Consider the following 13,467-nt stretch of genomic DNA (forward strand, 5'->3'; position numbering starts at 1 on the left):
CGCCTCACGGGACGGGTCGTTAAAGGACGTCGGATGACCGGCGCGGACCGCGGGCGGACCGGCCGGGGGCTCCGAGCCACGTTACCAGTGGTCACCGCACCGACCGTCGCCACCCGCTGACCTCGGAGTCAGGGCGGCGAAATGGGGACAACTCCCCCAGCGCCCCCAACAGTAAGGTCACGACCACTTGACCGGCTGTCGCAATCCCCGTACCGTCACGCTCCGTAGCGATCGACGGGAGAACCCCGAGCAGCACTGGGAGTGTCCGAATGCCCTCTGAGTACGCCAAGTCGCTGGGCGCCCGCCTGCGCTCCATCCGCCAGCAGCAGGGCCTGTCCCTGCAGGGCGTGGAGGAGAAGTCGAACGGGCGGTGGAAGGCCGTGGTGGTCGGCTCCTACGAGCGCGGCGACCGGGCCGTCACCGTGTCCCGTCTCGCCGAGCTGGCCGACTTCTACCGCGTTCCCGTCTCCGAGCTGCTGCCCGACGGCAGCGGCGTCCGTCACGAGCCGACCAGCAAGATCGTCCTGGACCTCGAGCGACTCTACGACGAGGCCAGCGAGGACCTCGCGTACGTCGCCCGGTACGCCCGCGCGATCCAGCAGCAGCGTGGTGACTACAACGGCCGCGTCCTGTCGATCCGCGCCGACGACCTGCGCGCCCTGGCGATCGTCTACGACGCCTCGCCGTCCGGCCTGATCGAGCGGCTGACCGAGCACGGCGTGCTCGTCGCCGACCCGCGGGCGTTCTTCGCCTCCTGAGCGCTGACGACCGAAAGGGCCCGTGCCGTCCGGCACGGGCCCTTTCGTCGTTCCTGTCGCATCGCGCGCCGCCACCCCGCTCGCCGGCTGGCTGCGGGAATCGGCTGCTCAGCGGGGGGCGTACTCGGCGATGCGGCCGAGGATGCCGTTGAGGAAGCGCGGCGAGTCGTCGGTCGACATCTGCCGGGCCAGCTCCACCGCCTCGCTGATCGCCACCGCGTCGTCGACCTCGTCGACGTGGAGCAGCTCGTACACCGCGATCCGGGCGAGGTTGCGGTCCACCGCCGGCATCCGGTCGAGCGTCCAGCCCTCGGCGTAGCTGGCGATCAGCTCGTCGATCCGGTCGAGGTGGCCGGCGATCCCCTCGACCAGGCTGACCGTGTACCCCAGGTGCTCGGGACGCGGCTTCTCGATCCGCTCGACGTAGCCGGCGAGCACCTCGACCGGTGGGCGGTCCCGCAGATCGGCCTCGAAGAGCACGTCCAGCGCCCGCTTGCGCGCCTTGCGGCGCGCGGGCATCTGCTGCTTGGGACCCTCGGCCATCAGGCCCGGCCGAGGTAACGGCCGTCGCGGGTGTCGACCTTGATCTTCTCGCCGGTGGTGATGAAGAGCGGCACCTGCACGGTCGCACCGGTCTCGACGGTGGCCGGCTTGTTGCCGCCGGTCGAGCGGTCACCCTGGAGGCCGGGCTCGGTGTACGTGACCTCGAGCACGACGCTGGTCGGCAGCTCGATGTACAGCGGCACGCCCTCGTGGGTGGCGACGGTCGCCTCGGCCTCGGGCAGCAGGTAGTTGGCCGCCTCGCCGACCGTGCCGCCGGGCACGGTGATCTGGTCGAACGTCTCCAGGTCCATGAAGACGTAGTCCTCGCCGTCGGCGTACAGGTACTGCATGGTGCGCTTGTCGACGGTCGCGGTCTCGACCTTGGTGCCCGCGTTGAAGGTCTTGTCGACCACCTTGCCGGAGAGCACGTTCTTGAGCGTGGTGCGCACGAACGCACCACCCTTGCCGGGCTTGACGTGCTGGAACTCGACGACGGCCCACAGCTCACCGTCGAGGTTGAGTACCAGGCCGTTCTTCAGGTCGTTGGTGGTGGCCATTTCCTGCCTTGATCATCAATTGGCGGACAGACTGAGCAAGTCTACTAGCTGCGCCGCAGCAGCACCCGCCGCCGTCGGCGGGCGGTCACCTAGCGCAGTTGGCCAGGTGCTACTGCGCGCCCTTTGCTCTGCTTCACCCCGCGCACCGGTATCCGGCTGGAACCAGTGCGTCCGTTGAAGCAGAGCAAAGGGGGAAGAAGGAGGGTGGGGCGGGCGGAGCGTGACGTGACCTGACGTGTCCCGCCGACCTCGCCGGTCAGGCGGAGCGGGCGGCCAGATGATGCAGGGCCAGGCGGTAGCCGTCCACACCCAGGCCGCAGATCACCCCGGTCGCCACGGCGGAGACCACCGAGTGGTGCCGGAACGGCTCCCTGGCGTGGATGTTGGAGATGTGCACCTCGACCAGCGGGCCGCGCAGCATCGCGCAGGCGTCCCGGACCGCGATCGAGTAGTGCGACCACGCGGCCGGGTTGAGGAGCACCGCGGCGCCCTCGTCGGCCGCCTCGTGCAGCCAGCCGAGCAGCTCGTGCTCGGCGTCGGTCTGCCGCACCACCACGTCCAGCCCGAGGTCCCGGCCGGTCCGCTCGCACAGCTCCACCAGGTCGGCGTACGTGGTGGCGCCGTACACCTCCGGCTGCCGGGTGCCCAGGCGGCCCAGGTTGGGGCCGTTCAGCACGTACACCCTCACGCGGCGACCTCGCGGTAGGCGGCGGCCAGCAGCTCGTCGTCGGGGCCCTCCAGGATCGCCGGGCGGGCCAGCCCGTCCAGCACCACGAAGCGCAGCCGGTCACCGCGGGCCTTCTTGTCCACCCGCATGGTCTCCAGCAGCTGAGGCCACGCGTCGGCGGGGTAGCTGGTGGGCAGGCCGAGCGCGGCCACCGCCGTGCGGTGCCGCCGCGCGGTGGCGTCGTCGAGGCGACCGGCGAGCCGGGCCAGCGCCGCGGCGTACACCAGCCCGACGGCGACCGCGTGGCCGTGCCGCCAGCGGTAGCCCTCCACCTTCTCGATGGCGTGGGCCAGCGTGTGGCCGTAGTTGAGCACCTCACGGACACCGGACTCGCGCAGGTCGCCGGAGACCACGTCGGCCTTGACCCGGATCGCCCGTTCGATCAGCTCCCGCGCCACCGGCCCGGCCGGGTCGGTGGCCGCCGCCGGGTCCCGCTCGACCAGGTCGAGGATCGCCGGGTCGGCGATGAACCCGCACTTGACCACCTCGGCCATCCCGGCCGCCAGCTCGGCCGCCGGCAGGCCGTCCAGGGTCGCGAGGTCGGCCAGCACCCCGACCGGCGGGTGGAACGCGCCGACCAGGTTCTTGCCGGCGGCCGTGTTGACGCCGGTCTTGCCGCCGACGGCAGCGTCCACCATGCCGAGCAGGGAGGTCGCCACCGGCACCCACCGCACGCCGCGCAGCCAGCAGGCCGCCACGAAGCCGGCGAGGTCGGTGACCGCACCACCGCCGACGCCCACCACGGCGTCGGTCCGGGTGAAGCCCGCCTCGCCCAGCCGGTCCCAGCAGGCCGCCGCGACGTCGATGTCCTTGCCGGCCTCGGCGTCGGGCACCTCCACCGGCAGCGGGATCATGCCGGCGGCGCGGAGCCGGTCGTCGACCACCTTGGCCAGGTCCGTCAGCGGCGGGGCGTACAGCACCGCCACACGGGTCGCTCCGGGCAGCAGCGCCGGCAGGTCGCCGAGCAGGCCACGGCCCACCAGCACGTCGTACGGCCGCTCGCCGCCCACCGGGATCCGGGTCACGTCGTCCATCGCGCGCAGCCTAGTCGAGGCGGCGGTCCGGACGCGGCCGGTGTCCACTCCGTGACCAGGCCTCGGGACGGACGTTTGACCGGTGCCACCGGGGGGACGGGTTGCGGGAGGGACGACCACCGACCGCGGAGGTTGCGGCACATGGCCAGATCGACCATCGACGGGGCGGACATCCGGGTGCCGGCGACGATCCTCGGCGTGGGCCTGGGCGGATTCGTCGACGGCATCCTGCTGCACCAGATCCTCCAGTGGCACCACATGCTCAGCAGTACCGACACCGACAACGTGGGGATCCGGTCGTACCCGGTCGACACCGTGCCCGGCCTGCAGATGAACACCCTCTGGGACGGCTTCTTCCACGCGGTCACCTGGGTGGCGGTGCTCACCGGCCTGGCGCTGCTCTACGCGCGGGTCACCCGGTCCCGGGGCCGGCTGTGGCGCTCCCCGGCGTTGTGGGGCTGGGTACTGGTCGGCTGGGGCCTGTTCAACCTCGTCGAGGGGACCGTCGACCACCACCTGCTCGGCATCCACCACGTCCACGGCGGCCCGCACCAGCTCTGGTGGGACCTCGGCTTCCTCGCGCTCGGCGCGGCCCTGGTGGTCGCCGGCTGGACGATCCAGCGGCGAGCCGCCCCGGTCGACCTCTGCGACGGCGGGCGGCGGTGACCCTCACGCACGCCGGCCATCCGGCCGACGGCTTCCCGGCGGCCGCCCTCGTACCCCTGGTGCTGTTCTGGGGCTATCTGGCCGCGGCGCTTGGGCAGCGGGACCGGGCCGGGTGGAGCCACCGGCGGACGGTGAGTTTCGGGCTCGGCGCCGCGCTGCTCGTCGCCGGCCTCCTCTGGCCCGCCCGCGACCTGCCCGGGCACATGGTCCAGCACCTGCTGCTCGGCATGCTGGCGCCGCTCGCGCTGGTGCTCGGCGCTCCCGGCACGCTGGCGCTGCGCGCCGTCGGGCCGCGGACCGGGCGGGCGGCCGTCCGGCTGCTGCGGCACCCGGCGGCCGGGGCGCTCGCCCACCCGGTCACCGGCCTGCTGCTCACCGCGGGCGGGCTCTGGCTGCTCTACCTCACCCCGCTGTACCGGGCCAGCCTGGACAACGCCGGGCTGCACGCCCTGGTGCAGCTGCACTTCGTGCTGAGCGGCTACCTCTTCGCCTGGTCGATCGCCGGCCCGGACCCCGGGCCGCACCGGCCCCGCGTCCCGGTCCGCCTGGTCGTGCTGGGCGTCGGGGTGGCCGCGCACGCCGCCCTCGCGCAGGTCCTCTACGCCGGTGTCCTCGTCGACGTGCCGGCCACGGCGGCCGAGCTGCGGGCCGGCGCGACGATCATGTACTACGGCGGGGACCTGGCCGAGATCCTGCTCGCCCTCGCCCTGCTCGTCACCTGGCGGCCCGAGCGGGCGGCCAGCAGGCCGCAACCGGCTGCCGTCAGCCCTTGAGCAGCGCGGCGACCTCGGCCGCGATCTCCTCCGGGTCACGCCCGTCGGTGACCACGGTCGCGGTGGCGACCTCCTCGTACAGGGGCCGGCGCTGGTCCATCAGGTGCTTGAGGGTGGCGCGAGGGTTGATCGCGAGCAGCGGACGACCGGCGCCGAGGCCGACCCGCTTGACCGCGTCGGGCAGCTCCACGGAGAGGTGCACCACCGGGTGGCCCACCAGCGCCGCCCGGGTCTCCTCGGCGAGGACCGCGCCGCCGCCGAGGGCGAGCACGCCGGAGCAGGAGGCCAGCGCCGCCGCCACCGCCGCCCGTTCGAGCGTACGGAAGTGCGCCTCCCCCTCGTCCACGAAGATCTCCGGGATCGGCTTGCCGGCCATCGTCTCGATGTCCAGGTCGGTGTCGCGGAACTCCACCCCGAGGAGGGCGGCGAGCGCCTGCCCCACGGTGGACTTGCCGGAGCCCGGCGCGCCGACGAGGACGCAGACGGGCGCCATCAGCGGATCACCAGCGCGTCGAGGTAACCGGCGAGGTTGCGACGCATCTCGGTGACCGAGTCACCGCCGAACTTTTCCACCGCCGCCTCGGCGAGCACCAGCGCCACCATCGCCTCGGCGACGACCGCCGCGGCGGGCACGGCGCAGACGTCCGAGCGCTGGTTGATGGCGGTGGCCGGCTCGCCGGTGGTGACGTCCACGGTCGACAGGGCCCGGTTGAGCGACGAGATCGGCTTCATCGCGGCCTTGACCCGCAGCGGTTCACCGGTGGTGATGCCGCCTTCCAGGCCGCCGGCCCGGTCGGTGACCCGCCGGACACCGGTGGCGGTCGGGATGATCTCGTCGTGCGCCTCGGAGCCCCGGGAGCGCGCCTGCTGCCAGCCGTCGCCGATCTCGACGCCCTTGATCGCCTGGATGGACATCAGCGCCGTGGCGAGCCGGGCGTCGAGCTTGCGGTCCCACTGCACGTGGCTGCCCAGGCCGGGCGGCACCCCGTACGCCAGGACCTCGACCACGCCCCCGAGGGTGTCGGCGGCCTTCTTCGCGGCGTCGACCTCGGCGACCATCCGGGCGCTGGCCTCCGGGTCGAGGCAGCGCAACGGGTCCGCGTCGATCCGGGCGGCGTCGGCCGGGGCCGGCCGCAGGCCGGGCTTCGCGGCCACCGGCCCCAGCTCCACCACGTGCGAGACGATCTCGACGCCGAGCGCCTGCTTGACCAGCGCCTTGGCGACGGTGCCGACGGCGACCCGCGCGGCGGTCTCCCGGGCGCTGGCCCGCTCCAGGATCGGCCGGGCGTCGGTGTGCCCGTACTTCTGCATGCCGGCCAGGTCGGCGTGGCCCGGACGCGGGCGGGTGAGCGGGGCGTTGCGGGCCTGCCGGGCAAGCTCCTCCGGGTCGACCGGGTCGGCGGCCATGACGGTGCGCCACTTCGGCCACTCCGAGTTGCCCACCCGGATCGCGACCGGACTGCCCAGCGTGACGCCGTGCCGCAGGCCGCCGATGATCTCGACCTCGTCCCGCTCGAAGGACATCCGGGCGCCCCGGCCGTAGCCGAGCCGGCGCCGGGCCAGCTCACCGGCGATGTCCCCGGTGGTCACCTCGACACCGGCCGGTACGCCCTCCAGGAGCGCGACGAGGGCGGGACCGTGCGATTCACCTGCAGTCAACCAGCGCAACACAGCGGCCAGTCTGTCACGCCGGGTGGCCGCCCCGGGGCGGTGGCCGGCCCGTCCCGCCCTGCGGACGCGGCGGCCGCCGGTGACCCGGACGACGCCGGTGGCAGGAAACCCGTACGATCATGGCGGCGTGCCGGGAAGTCTGGTCGGCGGAGACTTCGTCGACCCCATCGGGAGGCACCGGTGCTGCTCTTCGCGTTCGCGGCCGTGCTGCTGCTGGCCGTCCTGCTGTCCAGCCTCGCGCACCGCAGCATCCTCTCCACGGCGGTGCTCTTCCTGGTCGCCGGCTTCGTCCTCGGCCCGGACACCACCGGCGTGCTGGAGATCACCGCCGACAGCGAGATCGTCGCCACGCTCGCCGAGCTGGCGCTGTTCACCGTGCTGTTCACCGACGGCATGCGGGTCGGCTTCGCCGACCTGCGGGCGGCGTGGCGGCTGCCCGGGCGGGCGCTCGGCTGGGGCCTGCCACTGACCCTGCTGATCACCGCGCTGCTGGCGCACTACGTGGCCGGGCTGGACTGGCCGGAGGCGCTGCTGATCGGCGCGGTGCTGGCCCCGACCGACCCGGTCTTCGCCGCCGCGCTGGTCGGCAACGAGCGGGTGCCCGGGCGGCTGCGGCACCTGCTCAACGTGGAGTCGGGCATCAACGACGGCCTCGCGCTGCCCTTCGTCATCCTCTTCCTGGCGATCGCCGCCGGCTCGGCCGACCTGCACCTCGACGAGCTGGGCACCGAGCTGCTGCTCGGCGTGGTGATCGGGGTGGCGGTCCCGTGGTTGGCGCTGCGGCTGGAGAAGCTGCGCTTCTTCTCCGCCTCCACCCAGTACGAGCCGCTCAACGGCGTGGCGATCGGCCTCCTGGTGCTGGCCCTGGGCCACGTCACCCACGCCAACCTGTTCCTGGCGGCGTTCGCCGCCGGCATCACGGTGGCGACCTTCGGCGAGCGGCAGCGGGAGAGCTTCGAGCACTTCGGCGAGCTGATCGCCGAGGTGTTCAAGCTCGCCGCCCTGCTGGTCTTCGGTGCGCTGATCTCGGTGGAGTTCCTCGGCGAGATCCACTGGACCGGCTGGGTCTTCGCGGTGCTCGCCATCGCGGTGGCCCGCCCGGTCGCACTGGCGGTGTCGTTCCTCGGCTCGCATCTGACCCGCACCGAACAGTTCGCCGCCATGTGGTTCGGCCCGAAGGGCTTCGCGTCGGTCGTGTACGGCCTGCTCGTCCTCCAGGCCGGCATCGCCGCCGCCGACGAGGTGTTCCACCTCGTGGCGCTGACCGTGGTCCTGTCGATCCTGGCGCACTCCTCCACCGACCTCGCGATCGCCCGGATCTTCGACCCCGCGACGACTCCGCACTGGTACGAGCGGCTGCGGGCGGCCTCCGCGGAACGCCGGAACGGTCGCGGGGCCGGGAACGGGCCGCCGTCCTGACGACGGCGACCGCGGTCAGGCCGTACGGATCGCGATCAGCGACTTGGTGAGGCCCAGCAGGCGCTCGTTGCGGATGGTGGCGTCCGGGAACAGATACCGCATCTCGGCCCGGCCGACCAGTTCCGTGGTGAGGACCTGCCGCATCGCCGCCTCGTAGGACTTGCCCGGGGTGTACGCCAGCGGCCACTTCCGGGCGACGACCACCCGGGCCGGCACCGGCAGGAACTGCATGCCGGGCGCGACCCAGTGGGGCTCGATCGGGAAGTACCGGTACGGGGTCTGCACCCAGTACGCCGGCGCCAGCCCGCGGATCGCCCCGGCCATCCGCCGCCGGCGTTCGTGCCCGCCCACGTGCTCCAGCACGCTGTTGCTGAAGACCAGGTCGTACCGGCGGGCCAGGATGTGCGCCGGCAGGTCGCACGCGTCGGCGTGGGTCGCCTCGGCCCAGTCCGGCAACTCCGGCGGCAGGGGTTCCAGATTGACGACGTGCACCCGGGCCGGACGGACGGGCACCCGCTCCCAGCTGCCCACCCGGCCGCCCAGGTCCAGCACCGACATGTCGGCGAGGTCGGGGAACGCGTCGGCCAGCCAGGCGGCGCGGCGGGCCCGGCGCTTCGCGCCGAGCGACGTCGGCGCATCGACGAGACGGAACCTCAGCGAGTGGAGTGCCATGACGCTGAGTATTCCATCGATCACGGTGGGTGCGTCAGTCGGAGAATCGACACCGCCCATCGGGACCGGGTGGACGCCGGCCCAGCCGGGGGCGCGGGTGAGCCGCGGGGCGGGCACCGCCCGCACCGACGGCCTCAGATGCCCCGGCCCCGCTTGTGCAGGGTGCGCAGGACGGCGTCCGCGCGGACCACCCGCCCGGCCACCGCGAGCGCCAGGTACGCCCGCGGCTCCCGCGGGTTGCGCCGGATGGTCCGCCGCGCCCAGCGCAGCGCGCCCTGCCGGTCACCGGACGCGGCCCGGGCGAAGGCGATCTGCCCGGTGACCCGCGCCTCGCCCGCCGGCTGGGTGCCGAACTCCGGGTAGCGCTCCAGCAGCCACTGCAACGCCTCGGAGATGGTGTCCCAGCGCTGCGCGAAGTACGAGCGCTTGTGCCAGCGCACCAGCACGTACGGGGTGCGCAGGTTGACCAGCGGCGCGCTGCGGGCGGCCCGCAGCAGGAACTCGTAGTCCTCGGCGTAGCTGCCCGGGATCTCCTCGTCGACCAGCCCGAACCCGTCCCGCAACGCGGCGGCGCGGATCACGAACGTCGACGGGTGCAGCTCGGTCATCCGGTCGCGCAGCAGGTCGGCGAGGGTGACCCGGTCGCGCGGCAGGGACCGGTCGACGGTGTGCCCGTCGTAGCTCACCCGGATGCCGCAGGAGACGAACTCGGCGCCCGGCACGGCGGCGAGCGCGTCGACCTGGGCGCGCAGCTTGCCGGGCAGCCACTCGTCGTCGTCGTCGCAGAAGGCGATCAGTTCGCCCGTGGCGGCGAGGGTGCCCGTGTTGCGGGCGCCGGCCAGGCCGGGGGTTCGCTCGTTGCGGACCACCCGCACCGGCCGGCCGGGCCGGGACAGCTCGGCCAGCGTCGGGTCCGGCTCGGAGCGGTCGTACACGACGACCACCTCGACGTCGCCCGGGTAGTCCTGGTCGAGGATGGCGCGGACCGCGGACCGCAACAGCTCCGGGCGGTCCCGGGTGGGCACCACCGCGCTGACGCTGGGGTGTCCGGTCATCGTCGCGCTCCGTTCCGGTGCGGCCGTGTCCACGGCCGCCACCACGTCCGCCGGCCACTGGACGCGGCCACCAACGTCTCCACGATCTCCCCGACCCGCGCCACCGCGGTCTCCTGCGCCTGGGCCGAGTCGGGGTCGGCGCGGACGGCGAACCGGCCCGGGTCGGCGACTCCGGCGGCGAGCGCCTCCACCAGCGCCTCGCGGGTCTCGCACAGGACAACCATGCCGGCCGCGCCGAGCCGGCGCGCGAAGAGCAGCTGGTGGTCGTCGACGTGCTCGCCGCGGGCCGGGTCCCGGGGGACCACGATCGGCAGGCGCCCGTGCCGGCGGGCCTCCAGGATGGTGGCCGGGCCGCCGTGGCAGACCACGAGGTCGGCCCCGGACATCGCCGCCTGGAGTTCCTCGTGCCCGAGGAAGGGCACCGCGCCGGGGACGCCGGGGGCGCGGGTGTGTCCGTGCTGGACGGTGAACGCCACCCGGTCGGTGACCTCCGGCGCCCAGCTCTCCAGCCATCCGACCAGCCGGTCGAACGGGTGCTTGTCGGTGCCGACGGCGACCAGGACGGTGGTCAGGGTCGCGCCGGCGCGGTCCCGCTGGCGGGGGACACGGGTCGCGGCCTCCGGCCGCACCGGCGGCGCGGCCGCCTCGCAGTCGCCGCTCATCGGGCCCGCCTCTCGTTCGCGACTGCGGGGCTCCGCTCCGCTGCACTCCTCGCGCTCACAGGAGCGTCCCCACGACGGTCGCCTCCGGGTACTGCCGGCGCTGCTCCTCCCACTGCACCAGCATCGCGGACAGGAACGGCCGGCAGAGGCGGGCGGTCAGGGTCGGGGTGTCGATCCGGTCGTACACCTCGATGTAGACGGTCGGGATCCGCCGCAGCCACGCGAGCACCACGAACGGCACCGCGACGCCGGCGCCGGTGGTCACCACGGCGGCGACCCTGCGCCGGCGCAGCACCCGCGCCGCGAGCACCGCGTTGCGGAGCAGGTTGCGCACGTTGCGGGTGGTCGGGTGGTGGGCGGGGACCACGTCCTCGCCGGTGAGCAGCGAGACCGCCTCCGGTGTGTCGAAGGTGACCCAGACGCGGTGCCAGCGCTCGTACCAGGAGCGCAGGGCGAGCAGTTGGGCGAGGTGCCCGCCACTCGACCCGACCAGCAGCAGGACGGGAGGATCGCCGCGATCCTCGATGTTCCTCTCCACGCGACTCCCCACGTTCGCTTGGACTTCCGATCGACGCCACGCGAGAGCAGATCACGTTTCCCGCGCGGGTTGTATAGGGCGACCGGATGATCAGTCGACCGCCGCCGGCCACGGGCTCTGCCCGTCACGGCATCCGGCGACATCAACGATCGTCACTAGCTGCACCCCTACCATCACACTCCGGAGTGGACCCGGCGTCAACACCCCGGCGACATCTGCGGTTCACCCGTTATGTCGCTTGTCGACCACGTCCAACAGCGCGGGATGCAACGCGGAGTTCCAACCCGCACCGGCGTCGGCGAGGCGCCACGTCCGCAGCCACATCTCCAGCAGGTACGCGTCAGCCACCAGGCGGCGCCCGGCCGGGTCCAGGCCCAGCGCGTCGCCGTACCGGTCGAGTCGCGCGTCCACCGCGCCGGCCGCGGCCTCGGCCGGCTCGCCGCGCAGCACCAGGGCGCGCTGGAACGCGTCGTGCGCCAGGTCGAAACCGAGCGGCACGTCCCGGCCGCTGTGCTCCCAGTCCCAGGCGACCAGCCGGCCGGCGTGCCGGCCCAGGTTCCACGGCACCCAGTCGCCGTGCCAGTGGCCGAACTCGACGGCCGTCCCGCCGTGCCGGCCGGCGAGCGCGGCCACCGCGGCGACCGCCCGCGCGCCGTCCGGTGTCGCAGCCGCCGCCCGCTCGGCGGTCGTGGTGAGCCGGTCCAGGAAGGTCGACCCCGCCAGCGGGCGCGGCGGAGCCGGCGGGCGGCCCCGGCGGGCCACCGCGAGCACCGCGGCCACCTCCGGCGGGTCGGTAACCGGCACGCCGCGTACGTCGGACGGCAGCGGCTCGACCAGCGCCACGACCTGCCCGGCCCAGGTGGTCTCGGCGAGCAGTCGGGGAGCCACCGGGTGATCCGCCACACCGGCGAGCACCGGCAACTCGCGCAGGGCCGCCGCCTCGGCGGTCACCAGCGCGCGGGTGGCGTCGTTCCAGCCGATCTTGGCGTAGCCGAGCGGCCGGCCGTCCGCGTCGAACAGTTGCAGGGTCGGCTTGTGGTTCGGGTCCGGAGGGCGTACGCCACACGCGGCGTACGCCGGCGCGCCACCGAGGAGGGCGGCGAGCCGGTGCGCGAGCAGTGCCTCGTCGGCCGCCACCCCGCCGGGCAGGGACACGGTCAACGTCGGGAACCGGGCCAGCTCGATCCCGCGCAGGCGGGCGATCCCGCCGAGGACGGCCCGGACGGCCCGCACCTTCGGCGGTCGCAGTGCGTTGTACGCCAGCAGCGACGCGGCCGTGGCCCGGGGCGCGCCCAGCGGGAGCAGGAAACGGGCCCGCTCCGGCGACGGGACGACCGCGTACCGCGCCACCACCCGGTGGTCGGCCGGCGGCTGGCCGCCCAGGGTGAGCGCGACCCGGTCGTCGCCGAAGACCGCACGGGTCACCCAGCCCAGCCCGTCGGTTCGCGTACGCGGGTCGGCGGACGTGGTCGCGGACGCGGTCACGCGGCCCGGTCCGGCCAGTCGAGGTCCATGCCGAGCCGCTGCCGCAGCGCCTCGTTGTGCGGGCGGTAGTACGCGGTCAGCTCCGCCCGCAGCGCCGGGTCAAGCGGCGACGAACGGCGGTCGTTGTAGACCTTGAAGTCCGGCAGGTCGTGCGGGGGCAGCCCGAGGAAGTCCAGCGTCCGGCGGTACGTCGAACGGGCGTCCCGGTAGAGGTCCTCACTGGGCAGGAAGAGGAACTGCTCCCGGTCGAAGCGCTCCAGCCACGGCTCCAGGTGCTCCAGGTAGCGGCCCCGGGACCGGTACGTGTACCAGTCGTACGCCTCGCTGAAGTACTCCGGCTCGGCGATCAACCGCTCCCGCTCCCCCGCGGTGCGCTCCTCCTCCGCCGCGAGGGCGTCCGCGAAGTCCAGCGGCTCGATGCCGTGGGTGCGCCGCTCCTTCCAGTGCGAGTACGCCCGCTCCACCGGGTCGCGCAGCAGCACGATCAGCTTCACCGACGGCATCAGCGCGGCCACCCGCTGCGCGGCGAGCGGGTGGAACATGTACAGCGGGGCCGCCTCCCCGACCCGGACCGGGCCGCCGTGCCGCCGCTGCAACGCCTCGCGCTGCCGGACCGTCGGGAAGTGCGAGCGGTACCACGCCTCGCCGCGCCGCCAGTGCTCCTCGAAGTAGTGGGCGGACTTCGTGTTCCACGCCGGAAAGAGCCGGGGCACCAGCGGGTGCCGGATGAGGTAGTTCCACAGGGAGGTGGTGCCGCCCCGCTTCGTGCCGATGATGAGGAAGTCCGGCAGCGGTCGCCGGTCACTGGTCCGGACGCCGTACCCGACCAGGGACTCCTTCACCCGCTCGGTCACCTGCGTCGGCACGAGTTGCTTCACCCGATCGCGCATAGCCGGCACGACGGACC

Annotated in this window: 16 protein-coding genes; 4 read left to right on the forward strand and 12 right to left on the reverse strand. The window is 73.8% G+C overall.

The features are described from left to right. Positions 1-269: 269 nt before the first annotated feature. Positions 270-758: a transcriptional regulator gene (locus ACN26Y_RS25755; RefSeq protein ID WP_013285505.1), complete on the forward strand. Its 489-nt coding sequence runs from the start codon at positions 270-272 to the stop codon at positions 756-758. A gap of 108 nt (positions 759-866) precedes the next feature. Here ACN26Y_RS25755 and nusB read toward each other — a convergent pair whose 3' ends face one another. The 4 genes from nusB to aroB form a co-directional block, all read right to left on the reverse strand. Then, positions 867-1,277, reverse strand: a complete 411-nt coding sequence (nusB, locus tag ACN26Y_RS25760) for a transcription antitermination factor NusB (RefSeq protein ID WP_196255944.1) — start codon at positions 1,275-1,277, stop codon at positions 867-869. Positions 1,278-1,300: 23 nt separating this feature from the next. Next, positions 1,301-1,858 carry an elongation factor P gene (efp, locus tag ACN26Y_RS25765; protein WP_091095583.1) on the reverse strand — a complete coding sequence of 186 codons (558 nt, stop codon included), beginning with the start codon at positions 1,856-1,858 and terminating at the stop codon, positions 1,301-1,303. 256 nt (positions 1,859-2,114) lie between these two features. Beyond that, positions 2,115-2,546 (reverse strand): type II 3-dehydroquinate dehydratase, encoded by a 432-nt coding sequence (gene aroQ, locus ACN26Y_RS25770; RefSeq protein ID WP_155332739.1) that lies wholly within the window; start codon positions 2,544-2,546, stop codon positions 2,115-2,117. Further along, on the reverse strand, positions 2,543-3,619 hold the full coding sequence (gene aroB / locus ACN26Y_RS25775; protein ID WP_155332740.1) for a 3-dehydroquinate synthase: 1,077 nt from the start codon (positions 3,617-3,619) through the stop codon (positions 2,543-2,545). Before aroB ends, aroQ begins: the two co-directional genes overlap by 4 nt. Before the next feature lie 141 nt (positions 3,620-3,760). Here aroB and ACN26Y_RS25780 point away from each other — a divergent pair, with 141 nt between their 5' ends. Both ACN26Y_RS25780 and ACN26Y_RS25785 read left to right on the forward strand, forming a co-directional pair. Then, complete coding sequence (locus ACN26Y_RS25780) at positions 3,761-4,285, forward strand: DUF2243 domain-containing protein (RefSeq protein WP_155332741.1); 525 nt, start codon at positions 3,761-3,763, stop codon at positions 4,283-4,285. Continuing rightward, complete coding sequence (locus tag ACN26Y_RS25785) at positions 4,282-5,058, forward strand: cytochrome c oxidase assembly protein (protein ID WP_155332742.1); 777 nt, start codon at positions 4,282-4,284, stop codon at positions 5,056-5,058. The genes ACN26Y_RS25780 and ACN26Y_RS25785 overlap by 4 nt, the downstream gene beginning before the upstream one ends. On the opposite strand, the gene ACN26Y_RS25790 is transcribed toward ACN26Y_RS25785, so the two are convergent. After that, positions 5,048-5,551, reverse strand: a complete 504-nt coding sequence (locus ACN26Y_RS25790; protein ID WP_155332743.1) for a shikimate kinase — start codon at positions 5,549-5,551, stop codon at positions 5,048-5,050. The two genes, ACN26Y_RS25785 and ACN26Y_RS25790, sit on opposite strands and share 11 nt — an antisense overlap. Further along, positions 5,551-6,729: a chorismate synthase gene (gene aroC, locus ACN26Y_RS25795; RefSeq protein ID WP_155332744.1), complete on the reverse strand. Its 1,179-nt coding sequence runs from the start codon at positions 6,727-6,729 to the stop codon at positions 5,551-5,553. Before aroC ends, ACN26Y_RS25790 begins: the two co-directional genes overlap by 1 nt. 180 nt (positions 6,730-6,909) lie before the next feature. Between aroC and ACN26Y_RS25800 the strand changes: the two genes are divergently transcribed. After that, on the forward strand, positions 6,910-8,148 hold the full coding sequence (locus ACN26Y_RS25800; RefSeq protein WP_155332745.1) for a cation:proton antiporter: 1,239 nt from the start codon (positions 6,910-6,912) through the stop codon (positions 8,146-8,148). Between the two features lie 15 nt (positions 8,149-8,163). Here the strand turns inward: ACN26Y_RS25800 and ACN26Y_RS25805 are convergent, their stop codons facing one another. The 6 genes from ACN26Y_RS25805 to ACN26Y_RS25830 form a co-directional block, all read right to left on the reverse strand. After that, positions 8,164-8,820: a methyltransferase domain-containing protein gene (locus tag ACN26Y_RS25805; protein ID WP_155332746.1), complete on the reverse strand. Its 657-nt coding sequence runs from the start codon at positions 8,818-8,820 to the stop codon at positions 8,164-8,166. A 134-nt stretch (positions 8,821-8,954) separates the two neighbouring features. Then, positions 8,955-9,875 (reverse strand): glycosyltransferase family 2 protein, encoded by a 921-nt coding sequence (locus ACN26Y_RS25810; RefSeq protein WP_155332747.1) that lies wholly within the window; start codon positions 9,873-9,875, stop codon positions 8,955-8,957. Then, entirely contained in the window at positions 9,872-10,537 is a 666-nt protein-coding gene (locus ACN26Y_RS25815) for a glycosyltransferase (protein WP_155332748.1), read from the reverse strand. The genes ACN26Y_RS25810 and ACN26Y_RS25815 overlap by 4 nt, the downstream gene beginning before the upstream one ends. Positions 10,538-10,592: 55 nt before the next feature. Further along, positions 10,593-11,075, reverse strand: a complete 483-nt coding sequence (locus ACN26Y_RS25820; RefSeq protein WP_155332749.1) for a UDP-N-acetylglucosamine--LPS N-acetylglucosamine transferase — start codon at positions 11,073-11,075, stop codon at positions 10,593-10,595. A 222-nt stretch (positions 11,076-11,297) separates the two neighbouring features. Next, complete coding sequence (locus ACN26Y_RS25825) at positions 11,298-12,560, reverse strand: hypothetical protein (protein WP_155332750.1); 1,263 nt, start codon at positions 12,558-12,560, stop codon at positions 11,298-11,300. Next, positions 12,557-13,459: a sulfotransferase domain-containing protein gene (locus ACN26Y_RS25830; protein ID WP_155334297.1), complete on the reverse strand. Its 903-nt coding sequence runs from the start codon at positions 13,457-13,459 to the stop codon at positions 12,557-12,559. Before ACN26Y_RS25830 ends, ACN26Y_RS25825 begins: the two co-directional genes overlap by 4 nt. Positions 13,460-13,467 lie beyond the last annotated feature (8 nt).

It is taken from the genome of Micromonospora sp. WMMD558 (assembly GCF_049315255.1).
In the GTDB taxonomy this organism is placed as follows: domain Bacteria; phylum Actinomycetota; class Actinomycetes; order Mycobacteriales; family Micromonosporaceae; genus Micromonospora.

Excerpts from the sequence above, each read along its gene's own strand:
- ACN26Y_RS25810 (WP_155332747.1), bottom strand. The coding sequence starts at position 9,875 with ATGACCGGACACCCCAGCGTCAGCGCGGTGGTGCCCACCCGGGACCGC.
- nusB (WP_196255944.1), bottom strand. The coding sequence starts at position 1,277 with ATGCCCGCGCGCCGCAAGGCGCGCAAGCGGGCGCTGGACGTGCTCTTC.
- ACN26Y_RS25815 (WP_155332748.1), bottom strand. The coding sequence starts at position 10,537 with ATGAGCGGCGACTGCGAGGCGGCCGCGCCGCCGGTGCGGCCGGAGGCC.
- ACN26Y_RS25790 (WP_155332743.1), bottom strand. The coding sequence starts at position 5,551 with ATGGCGCCCGTCTGCGTCCTCGTCGGCGCGCCGGGCTCCGGCAAGTCC.
- ACN26Y_RS25780 (WP_155332741.1), top strand. The coding sequence starts at position 3,761 with ATGGCCAGATCGACCATCGACGGGGCGGACATCCGGGTGCCGGCGACG.
- ACN26Y_RS25755 (WP_013285505.1), top strand. The coding sequence starts at position 270 with ATGCCCTCTGAGTACGCCAAGTCGCTGGGCGCCCGCCTGCGCTCCATC.
- aroB (WP_155332740.1), bottom strand. The coding sequence starts at position 3,619 with ATGGACGACGTGACCCGGATCCCGGTGGGCGGCGAGCGGCCGTACGAC.
- ACN26Y_RS25805 (WP_155332746.1), bottom strand. The coding sequence starts at position 8,820 with ATGGCACTCCACTCGCTGAGGTTCCGTCTCGTCGATGCGCCGACGTCG.
- efp (WP_091095583.1), bottom strand. The coding sequence starts at position 1,858 with ATGGCCACCACCAACGACCTGAAGAACGGCCTGGTACTCAACCTCGAC.